Source organism: Arthrobacter sp. PL16, from assembly GCF_035985055.1.
Lineage (GTDB): Bacteria > Actinomycetota > Actinomycetes > Actinomycetales > Micrococcaceae > Arthrobacter_D > Arthrobacter_D cheniae.
This window is the reverse complement of record NZ_JAXCIC010000003.1, coordinates 76,002-95,920: the sequence shown is the minus strand read 5'-3', so window position 1 is coordinate 95,920 and position 19,919 is coordinate 76,002. Positions and strand designations below refer to the sequence as shown.

23 protein-coding genes are annotated in these 19,919 nt (G+C 65.9%); 13 read left to right on the top strand and 10 right to left on the bottom strand.

Annotated elements, in window-relative coordinates; translation table 11 throughout:
* Window positions 1–55: 55 nt before the first annotated feature.
* The 4 genes from RCH21_RS07645 to RCH21_RS07630 all read right to left on the bottom strand — a co-directional run bounded on the left by RCH21_RS07645 (window position 56) and on the right by RCH21_RS07630 (window position 3,387).
* The gene (locus tag RCH21_RS07645) at window positions 56–823 is read right to left on the bottom strand and encodes an SCO1664 family protein (RefSeq protein ID WP_326963873.1); all 768 of its coding nucleotides are present in this window, start codon (window positions 821–823) and stop codon (window positions 56–58) included.
* The gene (locus RCH21_RS07640; protein ID WP_326963872.1) at window positions 823–1,389 is read right to left on the bottom strand and encodes a DUF3090 domain-containing protein; all 567 of its coding nucleotides are present in this window, start codon (window positions 1,387–1,389) and stop codon (window positions 823–825) included. Before RCH21_RS07640 ends, RCH21_RS07645 begins: the two co-directional genes overlap by 1 nt.
* A 15-nt stretch (window positions 1,390–1,404) precedes the next feature.
* The gene (locus RCH21_RS07635; protein WP_120148686.1) at window positions 1,405–2,106 is read right to left on the bottom strand and encodes a histidine phosphatase family protein; all 702 of its coding nucleotides are present in this window, start codon (window positions 2,104–2,106) and stop codon (window positions 1,405–1,407) included.
* 141 nt (window positions 2,107–2,247) lie between these two features.
* Window positions 2,248–3,387, bottom strand: coding sequence for an ROK family transcriptional regulator (locus tag RCH21_RS07630; protein WP_326963871.1), 1,140 nt, complete (start codon window positions 3,385–3,387; stop codon window positions 2,248–2,250).
* A 227-nt stretch (window positions 3,388–3,614) separates the two neighbouring features.
* Between RCH21_RS07630 and RCH21_RS07625 the strand changes: the two genes are divergently transcribed.
* The 5 genes from RCH21_RS07625 to RCH21_RS07605 are packed head-to-tail and all read left to right on the top strand — an operon-like array spanning window position 3,615 to window position 7,992.
* Entirely contained in the window at window positions 3,615–4,622 is a 1,008-nt protein-coding gene (locus RCH21_RS07625) for a substrate-binding domain-containing protein (RefSeq protein ID WP_120148684.1), read from the top strand.
* 31 nt (window positions 4,623–4,653) lie between these two features.
* Window positions 4,654–5,691 (top strand): ABC transporter permease, encoded by a 1,038-nt coding sequence (locus RCH21_RS07620; RefSeq protein ID WP_326963870.1) that lies wholly within the window; start codon window positions 4,654–4,656, stop codon window positions 5,689–5,691.
* Window positions 5,688–6,446 (top strand): ATP-binding cassette domain-containing protein, encoded by a 759-nt coding sequence (locus RCH21_RS07615; protein WP_120148682.1) that lies wholly within the window; start codon window positions 5,688–5,690, stop codon window positions 6,444–6,446. The genes RCH21_RS07620 and RCH21_RS07615 overlap by 4 nt, the downstream gene beginning before the upstream one ends.
* Window positions 6,447–6,466: 20 nt before the next feature.
* Window positions 6,467–7,342, top strand: a complete 876-nt coding sequence (locus tag RCH21_RS07610) for a sugar phosphate isomerase/epimerase family protein (RefSeq protein ID WP_326963869.1) — start codon at window positions 6,467–6,469, stop codon at window positions 7,340–7,342.
* On the top strand, window positions 7,339–7,992 hold the full coding sequence (locus RCH21_RS07605; RefSeq protein ID WP_326963868.1) for a nucleoside/nucleotide kinase family protein: 654 nt from the start codon (window positions 7,339–7,341) through the stop codon (window positions 7,990–7,992). The genes RCH21_RS07610 and RCH21_RS07605 overlap by 4 nt, the downstream gene beginning before the upstream one ends.
* Window positions 7,993–8,074: 82 nt before the next feature.
* Here RCH21_RS07605 and RCH21_RS07600 read toward each other — a convergent pair whose 3' ends face one another.
* The gene (locus tag RCH21_RS07600) at window positions 8,075–9,538 is read right to left on the bottom strand and encodes a protein adenylyltransferase SelO (protein WP_326963867.1); all 1,464 of its coding nucleotides are present in this window, start codon (window positions 9,536–9,538) and stop codon (window positions 8,075–8,077) included.
* Window positions 9,539–9,608: 70 nt separating this feature from the next.
* Window positions 9,609–10,523: a LysR family transcriptional regulator gene (locus tag RCH21_RS07595; RefSeq protein ID WP_326963866.1), complete on the bottom strand. Its 915-nt coding sequence runs from the start codon at window positions 10,521–10,523 to the stop codon at window positions 9,609–9,611.
* A gap of 71 nt (window positions 10,524–10,594) precedes the next feature.
* On the opposite strand from RCH21_RS07595, the gene hisD reads away from it, so the two are divergent.
* The 6 genes from hisD to RCH21_RS07565 all read left to right on the top strand — a co-directional run bounded on the left by hisD (window position 10,595) and on the right by RCH21_RS07565 (window position 15,324).
* The gene (gene hisD / locus RCH21_RS07590; RefSeq protein WP_326963865.1) at window positions 10,595–11,941 is read left to right on the top strand and encodes a histidinol dehydrogenase; all 1,347 of its coding nucleotides are present in this window, start codon (window positions 10,595–10,597) and stop codon (window positions 11,939–11,941) included.
* On the top strand, window positions 11,938–12,747 hold the full coding sequence (locus RCH21_RS07585) for an ABC transporter substrate-binding protein (RefSeq protein WP_326963864.1): 810 nt from the start codon (window positions 11,938–11,940) through the stop codon (window positions 12,745–12,747). Before hisD ends, RCH21_RS07585 begins: the two co-directional genes overlap by 4 nt.
* Window positions 12,748–12,787: 40 nt before the next feature.
* On the top strand, window positions 12,788–13,441 hold the full coding sequence (locus RCH21_RS07580; protein ID WP_326964146.1) for an amino acid ABC transporter permease: 654 nt from the start codon (window positions 12,788–12,790) through the stop codon (window positions 13,439–13,441).
* The gene (locus tag RCH21_RS07575) at window positions 13,434–14,285 is read left to right on the top strand and encodes an amino acid ABC transporter ATP-binding protein (RefSeq protein WP_326963863.1); all 852 of its coding nucleotides are present in this window, start codon (window positions 13,434–13,436) and stop codon (window positions 14,283–14,285) included. Before RCH21_RS07580 ends, RCH21_RS07575 begins: the two co-directional genes overlap by 8 nt.
* Window positions 14,286–14,370: 85 nt before the next feature.
* The gene (locus tag RCH21_RS07570) at window positions 14,371–14,565 is read left to right on the top strand and encodes a hypothetical protein (RefSeq protein ID WP_326963862.1); all 195 of its coding nucleotides are present in this window, start codon (window positions 14,371–14,373) and stop codon (window positions 14,563–14,565) included.
* Between the two features lie 63 nt (window positions 14,566–14,628).
* Window positions 14,629–15,324: a DsbA family oxidoreductase gene (locus RCH21_RS07565; protein ID WP_326963861.1), complete on the top strand. Its 696-nt coding sequence runs from the start codon at window positions 14,629–14,631 to the stop codon at window positions 15,322–15,324.
* On the opposite strand, the gene RCH21_RS07560 is transcribed toward RCH21_RS07565, so the two are convergent.
* Window positions 15,321–15,584, bottom strand: a complete 264-nt coding sequence (locus RCH21_RS07560) for a hypothetical protein (protein WP_326963860.1) — start codon at window positions 15,582–15,584, stop codon at window positions 15,321–15,323. The genes RCH21_RS07565 and RCH21_RS07560 overlap by 4 nt on opposite strands.
* Window positions 15,585–15,657: 73 nt before the next feature.
* Window positions 15,658–16,503 carry a metal-dependent hydrolase gene (locus tag RCH21_RS07555; RefSeq protein ID WP_326963859.1) on the bottom strand — a complete coding sequence of 282 codons (846 nt, stop codon included), beginning with the start codon at window positions 16,501–16,503 and terminating at the stop codon, window positions 15,658–15,660.
* A gap of 216 nt (window positions 16,504–16,719) precedes the next feature.
* Here RCH21_RS07555 and RCH21_RS07550 point away from each other — a divergent pair, with 216 nt between their 5' ends.
* Window positions 16,720–17,688: an MsnO8 family LLM class oxidoreductase gene (locus RCH21_RS07550; RefSeq protein ID WP_326963858.1), complete on the top strand. Its 969-nt coding sequence runs from the start codon at window positions 16,720–16,722 to the stop codon at window positions 17,686–17,688.
* A gap of 55 nt (window positions 17,689–17,743) precedes the next feature.
* Here RCH21_RS07550 and RCH21_RS07545 read toward each other — a convergent pair whose 3' ends face one another.
* Together RCH21_RS07545 and RCH21_RS07540 are read right to left on the bottom strand one after the other, a co-directional pair.
* Window positions 17,744–17,986 (bottom strand): hypothetical protein, encoded by a 243-nt coding sequence (locus RCH21_RS07545; RefSeq protein WP_326963857.1) that lies wholly within the window; start codon window positions 17,984–17,986, stop codon window positions 17,744–17,746.
* A 103-nt stretch (window positions 17,987–18,089) separates the two neighbouring features.
* Window positions 18,090–18,554: a Fur family transcriptional regulator gene (locus tag RCH21_RS07540; protein WP_326963856.1), complete on the bottom strand. Its 465-nt coding sequence runs from the start codon at window positions 18,552–18,554 to the stop codon at window positions 18,090–18,092.
* A 282-nt stretch (window positions 18,555–18,836) separates the two neighbouring features.
* Between RCH21_RS07540 and RCH21_RS07535 the strand changes: the two genes are divergently transcribed.
* Window positions 18,837–19,907 (top strand): PRC and DUF2382 domain-containing protein, encoded by a 1,071-nt coding sequence (locus RCH21_RS07535; protein ID WP_326963855.1) that lies wholly within the window; start codon window positions 18,837–18,839, stop codon window positions 19,905–19,907.
* Window positions 19,908–19,919: the final 12 nt, after the last annotated feature.

Genomic DNA, 19,919 nt, shown 5'->3' with positions numbered 1-19,919 from the left:
TCGACGACGAACGTCCCGGTCTCCTGCTACAAGAGGCCGGGACGTTGTGCGTCCGTCAGAACAGCGGCCAGGGCACGGCCGGCATTTCGCCACGGGGAACCGGAAATCGGCCGGCCGATCGCAACCGGGCGCAGCGCGCGGCGAGCGTAGCGATTTCCTCGGCGGTGAGCAGGTCCGCCAGGTCCCGGCCCAACTCACCGTTCAGCCCGTCGCTGACACGATCGATGCCGTCGAGCTCCTCGGCGGTGAGCGGGTCTCCCAGCCACCCCCACAGCACCGTGCGGAGCTTGTGATCACTGTTGAAGGTAAGTCCATGGTCCACGCCGTGTCGGTGTCCGTCCTCCATGGCGAGGACGTGGTCGCCTTTGCGATCGGCGTTGTCGACGACGACGTCGAAGACGGCCATGCGTCGCAGAGGCTGCGAGTCTTCGTGAATAAGGGCGACTCGTCGGTTGTTCTCGTCCCGACCCTCGAGAACCTGCTTCCATCCGGTCTCCGGTACATCGTCGGCCGCGACCAGATCAACCGCCGTCTGGTCGGGGTCAGTCTCCTGCCAGAGTTGCACCATTCCCTCGCCGAACGGACCATCGCGCAGCCACGTGCGCGGCACGATGTTCCAGCCGAGAACCTCGGAGACAAGGTAGGCGGCAACCTCCCGGTGCGCCAGGAACCCGTCGGGAAAGTCCCACAACGGCTTCTCGCCTTTGATCGGCTTGTAGACGACAGCCGCCTCGCCGATACTGCCCAGGAAGGTAGCGTTCGACGCCGTCGTGATGCGGCCGGTGAGCGTCAGCTCGGCGGTCACCAGGTCGGGCGCCGGCATCAGACCTCGGGAACGGTGCAGACATGCCCGTCGGCGTCTATGGGGTAACCGCAGAGCACGCAGATCGGACGCCCGGCGCCCACGACCTCACGGGTGCGCTTGGCGAAGGCACGGGCGGTGCCGACCGGCATGCGGACCAGCAGCATTTCCGGCGCGTCGGTGCCGTCTTCATCGAGCGATTCCTCGATGGCATCAGCATCAGCATCAGCATCGACATCGATGAGTGGGTAGGCCTCGATGACGACTTGCGCCGTCGTCGGGTCCCACCCCAGGCTCATGGTGCCGGTCCGGAACTGTTCCTCGACGGCCTCGAGCTGGTCATTGTCGACAAGTTCGACGGGAGTGCTCGTGGGAATGCTGAAGGGATTGCCCTCAAGCTTGATGAGCTGGTCGAGGATCTCGTCGATCTTCTCGGCGAGCAGGGCAGACTGCTGTTTCTCCAGGGCGATACTGACGATCTGCTTTCCGGTGCGCACCTGCAGGTAGAACGTGCGTTCCCCCGGAACGCCGATGGTGCCGACGATGACCCGATCGGGCCAGGCAAACTCGTGAACAATTGTGGGCATGGAACTATTTTAGGCTCATGAGGTTCGTGGCGCCGTGTGCCCTGCGCCACCGCCTACCGGCGCATCGTCGGACTGGCCGCTGTTCGACAACCACGACAGATCTCCGGCGTCGGTGTTGGTTGCGAAGACGCTCGGCCGACTGGTGCCGTACCGCACGATCGATACGGAGGCGGGGCCCACGTTGATTCGCTGGAACAGGTCGAGGTGCATGCCGAGCGCGTCGGCGAGGATCGACTTGATGATGTCCCCGTGGCTCACTGCCACCCACACGGCCCCTGGTCCGTGCTCCGCCTCGAAGGCAGCGTCGTGGCGTCGAATTGCTGCCACCGACCTGGCCTGCATCGCGGCCATGGATTCGCCACCGGGAAAGGTCACGGCGGACGGTTGCGACTGCACGACCGACCACAGATCCTCGGTCGCGAGCTCGGTGAGCGTGCGGCCCTGCCACTGGCCGTAATCGCACTCGGTGAGGTCGGGATCGAGAGGCGCGTGCGGGGTGCCGGTCTGGCGATCGAGGATGAACCGGGCGGTTTGCTGACAGCGCTCGAGGGGGCTCGACACCACTCCGACGACGGGAACGGCCGCGATCCGGTCCCCGGTCAGGGCCGCCTGGTCGCGCCCGATCTCGTCCAGGCTGACGCCGACGGATCGACCGGCCAGCAGTCCGGTGGCATTCGCTGTGGTGCGGCCGTGCCGCACGAGGATAACTGTGGCCATCCATCCACCCTAACCACCCGCTCGACGACGGTGTTACCGGGTGTTCTGAGCAGGGGAGGACCCAACCGTTCTGAGGAATCACCAGGACTGCTGCCTCGGGCCCAGCCGGTGTGCGGCAGGGGTGTCCTATGCGCAATTCTCCTAGCTAGCGACCCTATCGGCGGTTGTGGGCCGCAGCATGGGCAACGGGAGGTGAGAAAAGACGGATTGAGCGACGAGCAGCGCGAGGCCGATGATGCCGGCCTGCTTTCCCTGCGTGGCGCCCACGATCTGGATCCTGCGCGTGGCGAGTGGCAGGGACCGGCGGTACACGGCGCTCTTGATGCCGGCGAACAGGTAGTCGTCCGCCGCGGCCAGCTGCCCGCCGATGACGACAACTTGCGGATTGAAGAGATTCACAGTGACCGCGATGGCCTCGCCGAGGAGCTGGCTCGCGTTGCGCGCCAGCCGAACGGCATCCCGATTGCCACTGCGCAGCAACCTGACGGCATCGTCCACCGAATCTGCATCGACGCCGAGGGCCTGGAGGTCGCGGAGGATCGCCCAACCACCCGCATAAGCTTCCAGGCATCCGATGTTGCCGCATCGGCACTCCGGTTCGTCCCGCACGTATGCGGGCTTCGAGACGTAGTTGTGGCCAATATCCCCCGCGGCCCCGTCCGCTCCCCGATGTAGCCGGCCATCTGAGATCAAGCCGGATCCGACGCCGGTGCCCACCTTCACCATGAGGAGGTGCCTGACCTCGGGGTGCGATACCTGCTGTTCCCCGAATGCCATCGCGTTTGCGTCCTTGTCGACGATGACGGGGCAGTCGTAACCGCGGCTGAACCAGCCGGGAATGTCGTACTGGTCCCAGCCCGTCATGATCGGCGGGTGCACCACCTGCCCGGACGCCGTGTCCACCGGACCGGGCACGCTGATGCCGATGCCCACCACGGAGTCGGGCAGGGCGGCGGCGCCCTCGAGCAGGCGCACGAACTCATCCCCTACGAGACCAAGGACGATGTCGGGGCCCTCGGTGACCGGGATGGTGAGTTCCACTTCAGCCAGGATGGTTCCGGAAAGATCGCACAGCCCTACGCGCATTCCGGTTGCGCCGATATCAGCGACCAGCAAATGCCCACCCGTGCGGTTGAAGGCAAAAGACTCCGCTGGGCGGCCCTTCGTGGACTCCGCTCCGGAGGGGGTTACGAGACGCGTATCGAGGAGTGAGTCGATGCGCTGGTTGATGGTCGAGCGGGACAGACCTGTCCGCGCAGCAACCTCTGTTTTTGTGAGCACGAGTCCTGATCGAAAGAGTTGCAGGATTTCCACGGTGCCACCTGTTGCACCACCTGTGGGCGGTGGTGTGTACGGACTGTCGCCCACTCTCACCCCTTCGTTGCGGACCCTGCTTGTCATATTAACCCGATCAGAGCTGGTAGTTGCGTACGTCACAACCTGTAGTTATGCTAACACCCAACGTTACTTCGACGTACATATGGTTTTCAAAGTCAGAAGGGGCAACGATGCCACAGCTACGGAACACCTTGATCGTTATCGCCGCCACCACTGTGGGAGTTGTCTCCCTCGCGGGGTGCAGCACCACCGCCACCACGCCCGCTGCGTCCGGGGGCGGAGAAGCAAAGACCGCCGCCGTCATCAAGGGCCTCGACAACCCGTTCTTCCAGTCCATGGAAGAGGGCATCAAGGCAGCTGATGACTCCATCACGGTCCAGGCCGCCCAGGACATCACCGACACGAGCGGCCAAGCGGACCGGCTCTCCTCGCTGGCCGGCCAGGACTTCAGTTGCTTCATCATCAACCCCATCAGCGGCAACAACCTGCTGCAGGGCGTGGCGCAACTCAAGGCCAGCGGCAAGACCGTCGTGAACATCGACAGCCCGGTCGATCCGGACGCTGCAGCGTCCGCGAACGCGACGCCCGACACTTACATCGGCACGGACAATGTCTCCGCGGGCAATCTGGCCGGCGAGCACATGGCGAGCCTCGTCGACGACGGCGCGAAGGTCGCCGTGATCGGCGGCATCGCCGGTGACGTCACCAGCGGCGACAGGGTCACGGGGTTCACGGAGGGACTCGGTGGAAAGGGCCAGGTCCTGGAGACCGTCTCGGCGGACTGGGATCGCCAGGTCGCCCTGACCAAGGCCGGGGACCTGCTGCGCGCAAACCCGGATATCGCGGGCTTCTTCGTGGCCAACGACATCATGGGCCTGGGTGTCGCCCGCGCCGTCGCGGATGCCGGCCTCACCGGAACAGTGTCCATCATCAGCGTCGACGGCGTCCCCGAGGGCCTGTCGGGCGTGGAATCCGGCGAGCTGACGGCGACCGTGGCCCAGTACCCCTACGCCATCGGCGAGATGGGGGCCCAGGCTTGCGCAGCAGCGGCTGCCGGCGACGAGCTCCCCGAGAACGTCGAGGCACCGGTGGCCCTGGTCACCAAGGACAACGTCTCCGACGCCCTTGCCGCCGCACCCGCACCCTTCGAAGACTTCGACAATCCATTCGCTCAGTAGCATTCAGGACCGACCAAGGAAGCCAGGCGCCATGTCCTCCGTTCCGCATACATCCACGCCTCCGGTAGGGAAGACACCGCCGGCAACCAGTACCCGACAGCCCCCGTCTCCGAGTGCGCCGCACGGCGACCGCTGGTATTCGAACCTGCGGCGCATCGGATTCTGGGCCGACCACGCCGCCATCATCGGCCTGGTGTTGCTCGTCATCGTGTTCACCGCCCTGAATCCGGTCTTCCTGACTCTCGGGAACGTCCAATCGATCCTCGTCGCGTCGTCGATCCTGATGGTCCTCACAGTGGGTCAGGCCTTCGTGATCCTCAGTGACGGCATCGACCTGTCCGTCGCATCGACCATGACCCTCGGGGTGATCGCCTTCGGTATCGCCTTCTCCCAGGGCGCAGGCCTGCTGATCAGCATGATTTCCGCCGTCGTGGCAAGCGCGCTGATCGGCTTCCTGAACGGCATTCTCGTGGCCAAGGGCAAGATCACCGACTTCATCGTGACCCTCGGATCACTCTCCGTGGCATCCGGCCTCGCCCTGGTGCTTTCGGACGGAAAGCCGATCTCGGTCTTCAGTGTGGACCTGATCAATTTCTCCACGCATGGCCTGCTGATCTTCGGCTTTCCTTTCATCGTCGCTGCGGTGATCGCCGTTCTGGCTCACGTGCTGCTCTTCAGGACTCGCTTCGGAACGCACCTGTTCGCGACCGGCGGGTCGAAGGAAGCAGCCCAGGCTACCGGCATCAACACGGCCCGCATCAAGATCGCGGTCTACACGATCTCCGGTGTCCTCGCCGGTATCGCTGCCATCATGCTCATCGCACGGGTAGGCGCCTCCGAACCGGCAGCGAACACGACGTTCCTGCTCAACTCGGTCGCCGCCGTCGTCCTGGGAGGTATCAGCCTCGCCGGTGGAAAGGGGAACATCTTCGGACCCATCGTGGGTGCACTGCTTCTGACGGTGCTCACCAACGGACTCACCTTGATGAACGTGTCGCAGTTCTACCAGCCCCTGGCCGTCGGCGTCGTCGTCATCCTCGCCGCCCTACTTTCGAGGTTCCAGAAATGACCACCACCACGACCCAACCGATCGTCGACGTGCAGGATGTTTCCCTGTCCTTCGGCAACGTCAAGGCCCTCCAGAACGTGAGTCTCACGCTCGCCCCCGGTGAGATCACCGCGATCGTCGGAGACAACGGCGCCGGGAAGTCGACACTGGTCCGCTGCATCTCAGGTATCCACCGTGCGCAGTCAGGCTCCATCCGGTTCGACGGCGAGGAGACACACTTCCGCAACCCGGAGGACGCCCGGGAAAAGGGCATCGAGACCGTGCATCAGAACCTGGCGCTGGTCGATGACCTCACCGTTTGGCAGAACCTCTTCCTGAACCGCGAACTCACCCGCGGCCTTGGACCGATTCGCTTCCTTGATCGGAAGGCGATGCGCCAGGAGGCCGAACGCATGGTGTCCACCCTCGCCGTGAACGTGCCGGCCGTGAAGTCCAAGGTCCGCCGACTGTCCGGCGGGCAGCGGCAAGCCGTGTCCATCTGCCGGGCTGCGGGCTTCAGTTCCCGGCTCGTCATCATGGACGAACCCACTGCCGCGCTCGGTGTCCAGGAAACGGCGAAAGTCGAGCAACTGATCCTCAGATTGCGCGACGACGGACACCCGGTGCTCCTCATCAGCCACAATTTCAGCCAGGTCATGCGACTCAGCGATCAGGTCTGGGTCATGCGCGCCGGCCGATGCGTCGCAGGCAGGCGCACCAGCGAAACCACCGGCGACGAGATCGTCGCCCTCATCACCGGCTCCCGCGAGCAGTAGAGACGAAGGAACGAATTCCCATGACCATCCAGAACAAGCTCGGTGTCCACGCTCTCGTGTGGGCAGGCGACACCTCCCGCGACTCCGTCGAGACCGTCATCACCCGTACAGCCGCCGCAGGCTATGACCTGGTCGAGTTCTCCCTCCACGACTCGCTGAACCTCGACGTCGAGCACGCCAGGAAACTCCTCGTGGAGAACAATCTCGGAGTGGTCTGCTCCCGCGGGCTGGCCTTCGACGCCGATGTCTCCAGCGATGATGCGGCGACGGTCGACCGCGGCGCGAAGCTGCTCCAGGACTCGCTGCAGATCACGCACGAACTCGGTGGTACCCATTTCACCGGGGCCCTGTTCAGCGCCCTCGGCAAGTACGGCGCCCCCATGACGGCCGCAGGCAGGGACAACGTGGTGGGTGTCCTCAAAGAACTCGCCGCCGAGGCGAAGTCACGCTCGATGACCCTCGGACTGGAGATCTGCAACAGATACGAGACGAACGTCATCAACACCGCGCACGACGCGCTGCGCCTGGCCGATGACATCGGCGAGGACAACGTGCTGATCCACCTCGACACGTACCACATGAACATCGAGGAAAACGATCTCGTGACCCCGGTGTACGAGGTGGGGGAGCGGTTGGGCTACGTGCACATCGGTGAGAACCACCGTGGCTACCTCGGCTCGGGACACCTCGACTTCACGTCGTTCTTCCACGCCCTCGCCGGCATCAACTACTCCGGTCCCATCACCTTCGAGAGCTTCTCGTCCGCCGTCGTCGCCCGTGGCCTGTCCAACGACCTCGCCGTCTGGCGGAACCTGTGGACCGACAGCGAGGACCTCGCGGTCCACGCACGTACCTTCATGGAGAACCACCTGCACGCGAACCAGGCCACGCGGTGACCCTGGAGGAACTCCTTCAGCGGATCGCGCAACTCAAGACACAGGCCGACTCCGTGATCATCGGGGTCGTCGGTGCTCCCGGGGCAGGCAAGACGACGCTCGTCGAACAACTCATGATGCGGCTCAACGCCGGGCAGGAGTCACCGGAGCTCCAGCGCCATGCGCATGTGCCGATGGACGGATACCACCTCGCCGACGTCGAACTCACCCGCCTGGGTAGGCTCGACCGAAAGGGGGCACCCGACACCTTCGATGCGTACGGGTATGCAGCGCTCCTCAAACGGCTGAGAGAACGGCACGACGACGTGGTCTACGCGCCGGGATTCGAACGGACGCTCGAACAACCGATCGCCGGTGCGATCCCGGTCTTTCCCGCAGCCACCACCATCCTCACCGAAGGCAACTACCTCCTCCTCGATACGCCTGGCTGGCATGAAGTGCGGGAGCAGTGCACCGAGATCTGGTACTGCGAGCAGGACGACGACGTCAGGATCCAACGCCTGATCGACCGCCACGTACGGTTCGGGAAGAGCCCAGCCGCTGCCGCCGAGTGGGTGACGAAGGTCGACGAGCCGAATGCGCACTTGATCCGCAGCACCCGGGACCGAGCGGATCTCGTCGTCAGGTTGGAAGAAGTCGCCGCTGCCTGATGCCACTGCGGCGTTCTGCCACACCGGTCTTGGCTTGATCACGGCACGACAATCCAGCAGTGTGACAGCTTCCTGCCGGTTCTCAGGTGCCGCAGTAGGTCGTGTATTCACCGAAGTTGTCCGGGGCTCCGGAGGCAAAGCGCTCCAGGCCGGGGCGCTCCTCGAAGGGCCGTCGGACGGCATCGACGAGCTGGTCCAGTGGTTCCAGGTCTCCCGCGGTCGCGGCCCCGAGAGCCTCTTCGACAAGGTGGTTCCTCGGGATGTAGACCGAATTCACGCGGTCCATTGCGTCGGCGTCCGGCCCGAGGGCCAGCCATCGCTCGGCCCAGGCGTCGAAGGCGGCGACGTCGAGCACCTTGTCGCGCGGGGGCCGGGCGTCACCGCGCACCACCGAGCTGAGGCCCCGGAAGAAGGACGTGTAGTCGACGTGGTTGTCCTGCAGGAGGGTGAGGACCTGATCGGCGAGCGGTGATGCGTCCTCGTCCGCGACGTCGTCGGGCAGTCCCAGCTTCGCCTTCATCCCGGAGAGCCATGCCGCGCTGTACTGGGGGCGGAACTGCTCAAGGGTCGCGACGGCGGTCTTCACCGCCTGCTCCTGGTCCTCGCCGATCAGCGGCAGCAGTGCCTCCGCGAGGCGCGCAAGATTCCATTCCGCGATGAGCGGCTGGTTGGCGTAGGCGTAGCGGCCGGAGTGGTCGATGGAGCTGTAGACGGTGGCGTAGTCGAAGACGTCCATGAACGCGCAGGGCCCGTAGTCGATGGTCTCACCCGAGATGGTCATGTTGTCCGTGTTCATCACGCCGTGGATGAAGCCCGCGAGCATCCACTGCGCCACGAGCGAGGCCTGTGCCGTGACGACGGACTCGAAGAGCGCCAGATGCGGATTCTCGGCCTGGGCCGCGGAGGGGTAGTGGCGGTCGATGGCGTGGTCGGCGAGGCGCCGGAGGAGGTCCTGGTCACCCGTCGCCGCGGCGTACTGGAAGCTGCCGACACGCAGGTGACTACTGGCGACGCGCGTGAGGAGGGCACCGGGCAGCATCGTTTCGCGGCGCACCGCACGTCCGGTGGCGACGACGGCGAGGGAACGCGTGGTGGGAATCCCGAGTGCGTGCATGGCTTCGCTGATGATGTACTCGCGCAGCATGGGGCCGACGGCGGCGAGCCCGTCACCGCCGCGGGCGAAGGGCGTGCGGCCCGAACCCTTGAGATGGACGTCCCGCAGGTTCCCTTCGGCGTCGGTGATCTCGCCCAGCAGCAGGGCGCGGCCGTCGCCGAGGCGCGGGTTGAAGCTCCCGAACTGATGTCCGGAGTACGCCTGGGCCACCGGCACCACTCCGACGGGCACCGATGCCCCCGTCAGGAAACCGAGGCCGTCGGGGGAGCGGAGGAACTCGACGTCGAAGCCGAGCTCGGCCGCGAGACCTTCGTTCAGGGCGAGGATCCGGGGTTCAGGGGCTTCGTCGGCCTGCCAGGCGACCGCCATCTCGGGCAGGTCCCGCGCGAAGCGACCGTCGAAGGTGACTTGGGACTGTGTAGGCGAGCTCATCCTTAAACGGTACGCCGCGGCCCAGGGCTCTGACACGGGCACAGAGGGGTTGCATGGCGGTGGAACGCCCTCATACCAAGCTCGTCAGCCCCTCCTGCGCGGCGACGGCGTGCTGGGCCAGGGCGGAGAACCGCCTGGTTGCGGGAGAGAGGTACCCGTGTTTCCGTTGGACGAGTGCGATCGTGTCGTACAGCGGTTCGGCGAAGGGGAAGCTCCGGACCTGGTCCTCGGATCGGAGTGACGCCAGGATGCCCCGTGCCATGAAGGACTCACCGGCACCGGCAGCCACGAGGTCGTAGGCCGTCTCGGCGTGCTCCACCTCCATCTGGCCCTCGATGGACAGCCCCGCAAGGCTCGCGCGCGCCTGGAGCTGCCGCCGGGTGGGGTCCATCCAGCCGGCGTTGGCGTCGTAGAGGACGAGTTTCGCTTCGGCCAGCTCCTCGATGGTGACGGGTCCGGCGTCGGGATCGCGGGTCGAGGAGATGAAGCGGACCTCGTCCCTCGCCAGCTGCCGGACCTCGAGGTCCTGGGCGTCGACGGGAAGGACGACGAGCCCGCATTCGATCTCCCCGCTGGCGACGGATGCGGCGACGACATGCGAGTTGAGGCCGATCATGCGTACCCGGACATCCGGGTACTTGCGGTGGAACTGCACGACGAGGTCCGCGAGGTCGTAGTTCGCGGCGTACCTGAGAACGCCGAAGGTCGAGACACCGCCGGTCAGTGTGTGCAGCGCCTGCACGGCCTCCACGCCGCGGCGGGCCGAATTCACGCAGTCGAGTGCGTGCGGGTGGAGCTCTTCGGCCGCAGGCGCAGGGGAGAGCCCCTTCGAGGTGCGCGTGAAGAGGGAGGAGCCCAGCTCCTGTTCGAGCCGGGAGATCAGTTCGGACGCGGATGCCTGGCTGATGCCCAGCTCCTTCGCCGCCGCGCTCAGCGACCCGAGGGCATGTACAGCGAGGAACGCACGCAGCTGGTTCAACGTCATAGGGAAAACCTATATCTTCTACTGGTAAAAGGTGGGTTCCCCTATGCTCCTGCCGGACCTACGCTTCCCGCATGGAACTGAATGCCCATCACGCCTCGTTCATCAGCGGATCCTACGAGTGCCTGAAGAGTGCGGCGATCGGCGGGGTGCCTGCGCAGCGGTTGCCGAAGGTCGTGGAGACCGTATCGGAGATGCTGTCGGTCATCGAGAATGGCGGGCGCGACGCCGTCCTGGAGTATTCACGCACCCTCGACGGGTGGGGAGGCGGCGACCTCGAGATGAGTGCGGACTCCCTCCGGCGCACCGGGGACGCCCTCGAGCCCGCATTGCGCACAGCACTCGAGGCCGGGGCGGAACGCACCAGGAACTTCGCCGGGCTCCAGCTCCAACATCTCCAGGACTTCGAGGCCGAGGTGATGCCGGGAGTGGTGGTGGGCCACCGGTACATCCCCGTCCAGCGCGTCGGCGCCTACCTCCCGGCCGGTCGCTTCCCCATCCTTGCCAGCGCCTTCATGACGGTCGGCGTCGCCAAGACAGCGGGCGTGCCCACCGTCGTCGCCTGTTCGCCGCCCACCTCCGCGACCGCCGGCAACCCTGCGGTGTTCTACTCCGCCTATTTGTCCGGCGTGGACCGGGCGTTCGTCGTCGGTGGTGTCCAGGCGCTCGCCGCCATGGCCTTCGGGCTGCTCGGGGAACAGCCCATGGACATGCTGGTCGGTGCAGGCAACGCCTTCGTCACCGAGGCCAAACGGCAACTCTTCGGGAGGGTGGGGATGGACCTGCTCGCCGGCCCGTCCGAGGTGGCCGTCATCGCCGATGACACCGCGGACCCCGTCATCGTCGCCGCAGACCTGCTCGGCCAGGCGGAACACGGCCCGCAGTCTCCCGCGGCTCTCGTCACCACCTCCCGCGAACTCGCCGTCGCGGTTCTCGCCGAGGTTGACCGCCAGCTGGAGGACCTGTCCACGCGGGACATCGCAGGAGCGGCGTGGCGCGACTACGGGACGGTGTACGTAGCGGATGACCGCGCCACCGCCGTCGAGCTCATGGACGTGCTCGCCCCCGAGCACCTGGAAGTCATCACGGCCGATGACGCCTACTACCAGACGAACCTCACCAACTACGGCTCGCTCTTCCTCGGTCCCTGGTCGACGGTTGCCTACTCCGACAAGGGCATCACCGGCACCAATCACGTCCTGCCCACCGGGGGTGGCGCGCGCTCCTCCGCCGGGTTGTCGGTCTCACGTTTCCTGAAGCCGCTGACCTTCCAGCGCATCGACCGTTCGGCCACGATGAACCTCGCTCCGCTGGTCTCCGAGATCTCCGCATACGAGGGCATGGAAGCCCACCAGCGCACCGCCGACTACCGGATCGCCCGATTCGGGAACCACGCAGCACCGACCAAGGAGCAACCATGAACAGCAGGCGAGCAGCAACCTCGATCGCAGCCGGGGCACTGGGAATCGCCCTGACCCTCACCGCGTGCGGGGGCGGCGATTCCGGCGGCAGTGAGGCTGGAGGAGGGGGCGACGGCGAGATCACGACGATCACCATCGCCACCTCCAACGACGCGCCCTTCTCCTTCACCGACGAAGCCGGTGACCTGCAGGGCATCGACGGCGAGATGATGAACTGGATTGCCGAGAAGAAGGGCTGGGAGGTGGAGGTCTTCGTGTCCGAGTTCGCCACCCTGATCCCCGCTATCAAGGCCGGGAAGGCGGACACAGTCGTGGATGCCATGTACATCACGGACGTGCGCAAGGAAGAAGTGAACTTCACGGACACCTGGTACCAGCAGGGCGAGGGCATGGTGGTGCCCGGCGACTCGACCATGACCAACCGCGACGACGCCAAGGGCAGCGTCATCGGTGTCCAGACCGGCACCACCTTCATCGAACTGGCCGAGTCCCTCGAGCCGAAGGAGATCAAGTACTTCGACTCGCAGGCGGCACTCCTCACCGCGGTGGAGAACAAGCAGGTCGACGTCGTCTTCACCGACGCGGCCGTCGTCGCCTACAGCCTCGTCCAGAACCCGAATGACGCCATCAAGATCGTCGACCCCTACGAGCCCTTCTTCCCCGGCCTGATCGGAGCTGCAGTCCCCAAGGAGAACACGCAGCTGCTCGAGGAATTGAATTCCGGCCTCGCCGAGCTGAAGGCCTCACCCGAGTACATGGAGATCCTCACGAAGTACGGACTGACCGAGAGCAACGCCGTCGACTGACCGTACCCTCCCGTTCCACCGAGGTCGAAAGGACGTCGTCATCGAATTCATCCAGAGCACCCTCAGCTACTTCCCGCGCCTGCTCGCCGCTGCGCCGATCGTCATCCAGCTCGCGCTGGGAGCAATGGTGCTGGCCCTTGTCCTGGGACTGCTCCTGGCCCTGGCGCGGATCTCGAAGTCGAGGATCCTCCGGGGGATCGCCCTGGTCTACGTAGAGGTCATGCGGGGGACGCCGCTCCTGGTCCAGCTCGTGTACATCTTCTTCGTGCTGCCGGCGATCGGGGTCAACATCGACCCGGTGCCGGCGGGAATCCTCGGGCTCGGGCTGAACTACGCGGCCTACCTGTCCGAAGTGTTCCGCTCGGCCATCCTGTCCGTCGAAGCCGGGCAGACGGAGGCCGCGCTGTCCCTCGGCTACACGCCGGGCAAGGCCCTGTGGAAGGTGGTGCTGCCGCAGTCGTTCATCGTCTCGCTCGGACCGATCGGCAACTACTTCATCGCCATGGTGAAGGACACGGCGCTGACCTCGGTGATCGCTGTGACCGAGATCCTGAAGACCGCGAACGTCATCAACGCGCAGACGTTCGAGACCACCCAGGTCTACACGGCAGCTGCTCTGCTGTACCTGCTGATCAGCCTTCCGTTGTCACGCATCGTGAGCGCGCTGGAGAGAAGGGCGAGGGTCCATGTCTGACGAAGTGATCGTGAGTGCCCGGGACGTCCACAAGACGTTCACGGTGACGAAGACCCCGGGGATCCTCAGGAGGCTCCGGGGGGCGCGGACCGAGATCAACCGGATCGAGGTGCTGAAGGGCGTCGATCTCGACGTCCACAAGGGAGAGACCGTGGTGATCCTCGGATCCAGCGGGTCGGGCAAGAGCACGCTGCTGCGCTGCATGAACAAGCTCGAGACCATCGACAGTGGCCGGATCCTCGTCAACGGGCACTTGGTGGGCTACGAGGAGCGCGACGGGAAGCTCGTGGACGAGAAGGCGTCTGTCACGGCACAGAAGCGGACCGATCTCGGCATGGTCTTCCAGCAGTTCAACCTGTTCCTCAACAAGACGGCGCTGGGCAATGTCATGGCGCCGCTGCAGGACGTGAAGAAGATGCCGCGGGAGGCGGCGGAGGAGCTCGCCCTCCAGAACCTCAAGCGTGTCGGGCTGCTGGACCGCAAGGACAACTACCCGTCCAAGCTGTCCGGCGGCCAGAAGCAGCGCGTGGCCATCGCCCGTGCGCTGGCCATGGACCCGAGCGTGATGCTGTTCGACGAGCCGACATCGGCCCTGGACCCGGAGTTGGTGGAGGAGGTGCTCGCCGTCATCAAGGCCATCGCCGCGCAGGGAACCACGATGGTGATCGTCACCCACGAGATGCAGTTCGCACGCGATATCGCGGACGTGATCGTGGTGATGGACCACGGCATCATCGTCGAGAAGGGAACGCCGGACGAGGTGTTCTTCAGGCCGAAGAACGCGAAGACCTATGCGCTGCTCAAGCGGTCCGGACTGGCGGTGGAACCCCCGACCGCCTCGTGATTCCTGTATCTCGCAGGCTTTTCCGCGTAAACTCATCAGCCACCTGATGTTTCAGGTGACGAGGCGGACGATCGAAGGAGATCCAATGGGTATCAGCAACATGGTCAAGAATGCTGCCGGACGCTACCTCGGCAGGAGTGGCACCGGAACGACGACGGGACGGCCCGCGGGTGGAGCCGGTAGGGGTGGCGTCGGTGGCGTCGGTCGCGGCCGAAGCGGCAGCCCCGTTCCTTCGGGCAAGGTCGGCGGAATCCTGCGCAACCTGCTCAACCGCCGCTAGGGAAGACTGCTCGGGCCCGTTCCGCGGGGAATAGGGCCCGAGCACCCCGCGGTTGAACAGAGTATGCAGATAGAGATTTGGTCAGATGTGAAGTGCCCGTGGTGTTTCGTGGGTAAGCGCCGTTTCGAGAAGGCCCTGGCGGACTTCCCCCACCGTGATGGCGTCGAGGTGACGTGGAAGAGCTACCAGCTGGACCCGAGCCTTCCCGATCACTACGCGGGTACCGAGCAGCAGTACCTCGCGGAGCGCAAGGGGATCGACCCCGACCAGGTCCGTCAGATGTGGCAACACCTCGCTGAGCAGGCCTCGGGTGAGGGGCTCGATTTCGACTTCGACCGCATTGTCGTCGGCAACAGTTTCACGGCCCACCGCTTCCTGCACCTCGCGAAGTCGCACGATCTGGGTGACGCCGCCAAGGAAGCGATCATGTCGGCCCATTTCGAGCAGGGCCTGGATACCTCTGACGTCGACACCCTCGTCTCCCTGGGCACCGGGATCGGTCTCCGCGAGGACGAAATCCGTGAAACCGTGACCGGCGACCGTTTCGCCGACGATGTGCGTCGCGACATCGAGGAGGCGCAGACCCTCGGGGTCCAGGGCGTGCCATTCTTCGTCATCGACCGTAAGTACGGCATTTCCGGAGCCCAGCCTGCCGAACTGTTCCGGCAGGCACTCGACCAGGCGTGGCAGGAAGCGCATCCGCTGGTGTCACTGACGCAGTCCGCCGATGGTCCGGCGTGCGGACCTGACGGCTGCTAGCGGGCCGTTCCCGTGACGGGACGACGGCGGGGTGGCACCCCGCTCGTGGGGGGACACTGTGCCATCTTCTTCAGATCGTCCTGGACCCGGGCCAGTTCGCGTTGTCGCTGGGCCTTGAGTTCCTGGGCGTCCGGCCGGTGGTGCCGCCTCGGCTCGGAGGCGGCAGCGGATGACGCCTCCCCGTCATCCTCCGGAGCGCCGTCCTCGTGCACGGTCTTCTCGTCATTCAAGGGATCGAAGAACAATCCGTCGCGATGCATCAGCTCTCCTCCAGCGTCCGGTATCTTCCTCCGAGGTTAGCCTTCCCGTGTTTCCGGCTGTTTTCGTGCACGGTCAGCCGAGACCTGAGGCGTGCGCGACGACAGTGCCGCCGTCGTTGATCCGTGACACGGCCCAGCCGATACCGCCGATCGCGTAGAGCGAGACGGGCACCAGGAGGCACCACTCACGGACGGACCCGGCGTTGCCGAGGACGGGCACCGCGATGTTCCCGTTGGGACGCCAGACCTGCGCGACCACCGGCAGCTTCGCAAGATTGCGCGGACGCCGGAGGCGGAAGGGATAGACGGGATTGCACCCGCCGGTGGTCAGCATGTCGCCGAGGATGTGGACGACGACGCCGATGCCCACCGCGAGCGGGAACCAGAACTGCTCCTCCGGCGCGAAGGCTGTGACGAAGGCTCCTGCTGTGAGCCCGACAGCCCACGGAGAGCGGCGCATGCCATCGGGGATGATCTTCAGCGCCTTCGCCGCAAAGGAGACCAGCAACACGGTCAGCACCCCCGCACCCGGGTATACCGTCCCGAAATCGACGGTGTCCACGGTCCACAGTCCGGCGATGAAGGCGACGGCGACGAAGCAGGCGACGCCGAGCAGCGAATGCGTGCCGCGTCGGTGGCCGCCGGAGATGGTGCCGATCCCGGCGCACAGCAGGTTGGACAGCGGTGGCAGGGAATGCGCGATCGTGGCGTTGTGGTGGTCGGCGTCCGGCAGCAGGGCTGCGCCCGCCGTGACGAGGGCCCCGGTGACGACGCCGACCGGGCTGACGTCGAGCATTCCGAGGCCGAGGGTCACGGACTCCGGAAGACCGGGGATCAGCAGTGCCGGATGCACCTCGATCCGGGTGGTCGCTGCGACCCAGGCGGCGGCGCCGCAGGCAGCATGGTGGGCGCCCATCATGGCGGGATGTCCTCTCGGTGAGACCGGGCCGGACTGCAGGATCGCAACCGGCGGAAGGGTCCCATCCTGTCGTGTGCCACCGTCATTTCCCGGGATGACCGACGAGGTCGGACACGCGGCACCGGTCTCCGCTTGGTGCCGGCCCAGAATTCCGGCCGCCGGAATGACTTCCGCACATCAGGGGTTTCCGGAGGTATGCCCCTTCGCTTTCCCGCCGTGTCCATCCTCGATCGTGCGCGGTCCCGTTCCGGGTCCTCCGAGGAGGCCACACTGCAGCAGGTCATCAGGCGCGCACGGCGTGCGGAGCGGCTCGGCTACCGGAGGTTCTGGGTTGCGGAACATCATGGGGTGCCGGGTATCGCGGGATCAGCCCCCGCCGTCCTGGCCGCAGCGGTGGCGTCGGCCACGACGACGATCCGCGTGGGCACGGGTGGGATCATGCTCCCCAACCATCAGCCGCTGGTCGTTGCCGAGCAGGCGGCCACCCTGCGCGCGCTGTCCGCGGGACGGTTCGACCTGGGTGTGGGCCGTTCGCTCGGCTTCACGCAGGCTGTACGTGCGGCACTGCGGGCGGACAAGAAGGACTCGGAACGCTTCGGAGCGGACATCGCAGAGCTGCTCGCGTTCCTCGGCGGCTCCTCGGCCGTCACCGCGCGGCCGCAGGACGGCGGGCGGACACCCGTGTTCGTACTCGCCACCGGGCAGGGAGTGGACATCGCGGCGCAGGCCGGTCTCGCCGTCGTGCTGGGCGGTCCTGCCCTTTTCCGGGACCGCGCCAGCGTGCTGGAACGCTACCGGGACTCGTTCCGGCCCTCACCCTGGTGGGACCGGCCGTACATCGTCGCCTCACTCAATGTGGCGGTCGCCGAAACGACGGCGGACGCCCGCCACCTGCTCCTGCCGGAGGCCCGGGCGCTCGCCGTCTCACGGACGAAAGGCTTCTTCCCTGCGTTGGAGGCGGTGACCGGCCATCAGCTGAACGCAAGGGAGACCGGGCTCGTGGAGGAGTCACTCGGCTCCGCGATCTACGGAACGCCTGCTGAAGTGACGCGGCAGCTCGCCGATCTCCACGCGCGGACCGGCGCGGACGAGTTCCTCGTCAGCGGCGGAGCGTTCGATCTGGAAGCCCTGGAGCGCTCGGACGAGATGCTGGTGGGGCTGGTCGCAGCTCAGGCCCGGCCGTGACGGGCAGTCGCGGCTCGGGCCCAGGCATGACGGGGTGGTTGTCCCCAGCAGGCGGTCAGCTGGAGTAGGTGTAGCTGCCGCCGCGCAGGTCCTTCGGCATCGAGGTCGTGACGTAGGTGCCGCGCCCGATCGAGGAGGTCTGCGTGGAGCGGGTCACGTACTGGCCTTGAGTAGCCGGCTGGGGCGTGGTGCTGGTCACGTACCTGCCACCCTCACGTACTGGCGAGGTGGATTCGACGACCGGCGAGGAGGTTACGGTGGGGCGGCGGGTGAGGTTCGGGCGCTCGATGAGAGTCATGGCTGGTTCCTTCGGTCGGTGCGGTCGCGTGAAGCGCCGGCGGCTTGTTGTGGGCGTGCTTGATCGCGGGTGGTCGGTCAGGACCACGAGGGGAGATGCGGTGTCAGTCGATGTGCTCTGGAGTGGAAGAGTCCTGGCACTCCCGGCACAGGCCGTTGAACGTGACTTCTGCTGCGAAAACAGCGAAGCCGGACGCATCGGATGGAGTGAGGCAAGGCGCCGCTCCGATGACGCAATCGACGTCCTTGATCGCTCCGCAGCGGATACACACCAGATGATGGTGGTTGTCCCCGACACGGCATTCGAACAGGGCAGGTGAACCCGCCGGGTCGAAACGACGAACGAGTCCCGCTCCCGTGAAGGCTGCCAGGATTCCGTAGACGGCCTGGCTCGACGTGCCCTTCAGTACGGGACGAACCTTGTCCGTGACCTTCTCCGCACTCGAGTGCGGATTGTCCTGCAGTGCCTCGAGGACGGCGACGCGTGGGACGGTCACCCGTAACCCGGCAGCGCGGATGGACCGCCGGAGCGTGTCCGTCCGGGAGCCGGATTCAGGTGATTGCGTCATGCGTCAAGCCTACGTCTTGTTTTGAATGACTCAAAATAAGGAGGCTGTCAGATGCATCACAGGCAGTGCCCCGGACGTCCTTCTCCCCTTCGCTCACGACGGCGATGTCTGCAGCAGGGGATTGTCGCGGCGCTCGCCCTCGTGGATCGGGACCGGACGCGGATCGATCGTCCTGTCCAGCCGGATCAAAACAGTAAGCATGCTTGTTTTTTCGCCTCCGGTCGTTCTACTCTGACGATCGCCGCCCGATTCCCGGCGGCCGGATCCGATGACAGGAATGCCATGCTCTCCATGAAAGATCTCTCGCCCCTTCTCGGCCGTCGCAGCGCCGTCGTCACCGAGCAGGGCGACAAGGTGGGATCGCTGGGGGAGGTGTACCTCAGCGATGTCACCGAGGACCCCACCTGGATCACGGTCCACACGGGCCTGTTCGGCACAAAGGAATCCTTCGTCCCACTTCACGGTGCCACGGTGCAGGGCGGCCACGTCGTCGTGGCCTACCCGCGGGACCTGATCAGGCGCGCCCCCTCCACGGAGCGCGACGGACAGCTGGGTCCGGGCGATGAGAACGGGCTGTACCAGCACTACGACCTGGTGGACCCGGCTGCGCCGGCTCAGCAGGATGCCTCCACCGGCGGACAGGCATCGATCAGGCAGAATGCGCCGGCCGGGCAGGTTGCGGCGGTCTCGTCGGCTCAGCCGGAGGTGCCGGTCGGTCACGACGAGTCGATCACCGCGGACGTACCGGTCAGCCCGGACGTTCCGGCCAGGAGCGACGAACCCGTGGCTCGCGACGAGACCCTCGGTGGGCTGGTGGCTGATGGGGCTGACTCCGGCAAACGGTGGATGATCCGCTCGGAGGAACGGCTCCGGGTGGGCACGGAGCAGTATGAGGCCGCTCGCGTCCGCCTGAGGAAGTACGTCGTCACCGAGGAAGAGACGAAAGCGGTGCCGCTGCGCAGGGACGAACTTCGGGTCGAGCGGGAACCGATCGGCCCGGGAACCCTCGACTTCGTGCCCGACGATTCGCTGTTCCAGGAGGACTCCGTGGAGATGGTCGGGCACGAGGAAGTTGCCGTGGTGCGGAAGGAGACCGTGGCCGTCGAACGCGTCCGGCTGAACAAGGCAACGGTCACCGGGAGGACGACGGTCAGGGAGCAGGTTCGGAAAGAGCGCATTGAGAGCAGCGTCGAGGGTGAAGCCGCAGGTGGCACCCGGAAGGGACGTCGCTCGTCCGCAACCGGACGAGCCTCCGGGAAGACCTCCGCAGGCCACGATGACGTGGACCGGTCCTCGAGGGTCGCGACGAACAGCCCCAATGCGCTGATCAAGGGGAAGAAGAAGCGGCGCTGACCAGGAGGCAGG

Excerpts from the sequence above, each read along its gene's own strand:
- RCH21_RS07625 (WP_120148684.1), top strand. The coding sequence starts at position 3,615 with ATGCCACAGCTACGGAACACCTTGATCGTTATCGCCGCCACCACTGTG.
- RCH21_RS07645 (WP_326963873.1), bottom strand. The coding sequence starts at position 823 with ATGCCGGCGCCCGACCTGGTGACCGCCGAGCTGACGCTCACCGGCCGC.
- RCH21_RS07540 (WP_326963856.1), bottom strand. The coding sequence starts at position 18,554 with ATGACGCAATCACCTGAATCCGGCTCCCGGACGGACACGCTCCGGCGG.
- RCH21_RS07555 (WP_326963859.1), bottom strand. The coding sequence starts at position 16,503 with ATGATGGGCGCCCACCATGCTGCCTGCGGCGCCGCCGCCTGGGTCGCA.
- RCH21_RS07545 (WP_326963857.1), bottom strand. The coding sequence starts at position 17,986 with ATGACTCTCATCGAGCGCCCGAACCTCACCCGCCGCCCCACCGTAACC.
- RCH21_RS07620 (WP_326963870.1), top strand. The coding sequence starts at position 4,654 with ATGTCCTCCGTTCCGCATACATCCACGCCTCCGGTAGGGAAGACACCG.
- RCH21_RS07570 (WP_326963862.1), top strand. The coding sequence starts at position 14,371 with ATGGGTATCAGCAACATGGTCAAGAATGCTGCCGGACGCTACCTCGGC.
- RCH21_RS07600 (WP_326963867.1), bottom strand. The coding sequence starts at position 9,538 with ATGAGCTCGCCTACACAGTCCCAAGTCACCTTCGACGGTCGCTTCGCG.
- RCH21_RS07640 (WP_326963872.1), bottom strand. The coding sequence starts at position 1,389 with ATGCCCACAATTGTTCACGAGTTTGCCTGGCCCGATCGGGTCATCGTC.
- RCH21_RS07615 (WP_120148682.1), top strand. The coding sequence starts at position 5,688 with ATGACCACCACCACGACCCAACCGATCGTCGACGTGCAGGATGTTTCC.
- RCH21_RS07635 (WP_120148686.1), bottom strand. The coding sequence starts at position 2,106 with ATGGCCACAGTTATCCTCGTGCGGCACGGCCGCACCACAGCGAATGCC.
- hisD (WP_326963865.1), top strand. The coding sequence starts at position 10,595 with ATGGAACTGAATGCCCATCACGCCTCGTTCATCAGCGGATCCTACGAG.
- RCH21_RS07610 (WP_326963869.1), top strand. The coding sequence starts at position 6,467 with ATGACCATCCAGAACAAGCTCGGTGTCCACGCTCTCGTGTGGGCAGGC.
- RCH21_RS07595 (WP_326963866.1), bottom strand. The coding sequence starts at position 10,523 with ATGACGTTGAACCAGCTGCGTGCGTTCCTCGCTGTACATGCCCTCGGG.
- RCH21_RS07585 (WP_326963864.1), top strand. The coding sequence starts at position 11,938 with ATGAACAGCAGGCGAGCAGCAACCTCGATCGCAGCCGGGGCACTGGGA.
- RCH21_RS07560 (WP_326963860.1), bottom strand. The coding sequence starts at position 15,584 with ATGCATCGCGACGGATTGTTCTTCGATCCCTTGAATGACGAGAAGACC.
- RCH21_RS07575 (WP_326963863.1), top strand. The coding sequence starts at position 13,434 with ATGTCTGACGAAGTGATCGTGAGTGCCCGGGACGTCCACAAGACGTTC.
- RCH21_RS07565 (WP_326963861.1), top strand. The coding sequence starts at position 14,629 with ATGCAGATAGAGATTTGGTCAGATGTGAAGTGCCCGTGGTGTTTCGTG.
- RCH21_RS07535 (WP_326963855.1), top strand. The coding sequence starts at position 18,837 with ATGCTCTCCATGAAAGATCTCTCGCCCCTTCTCGGCCGTCGCAGCGCC.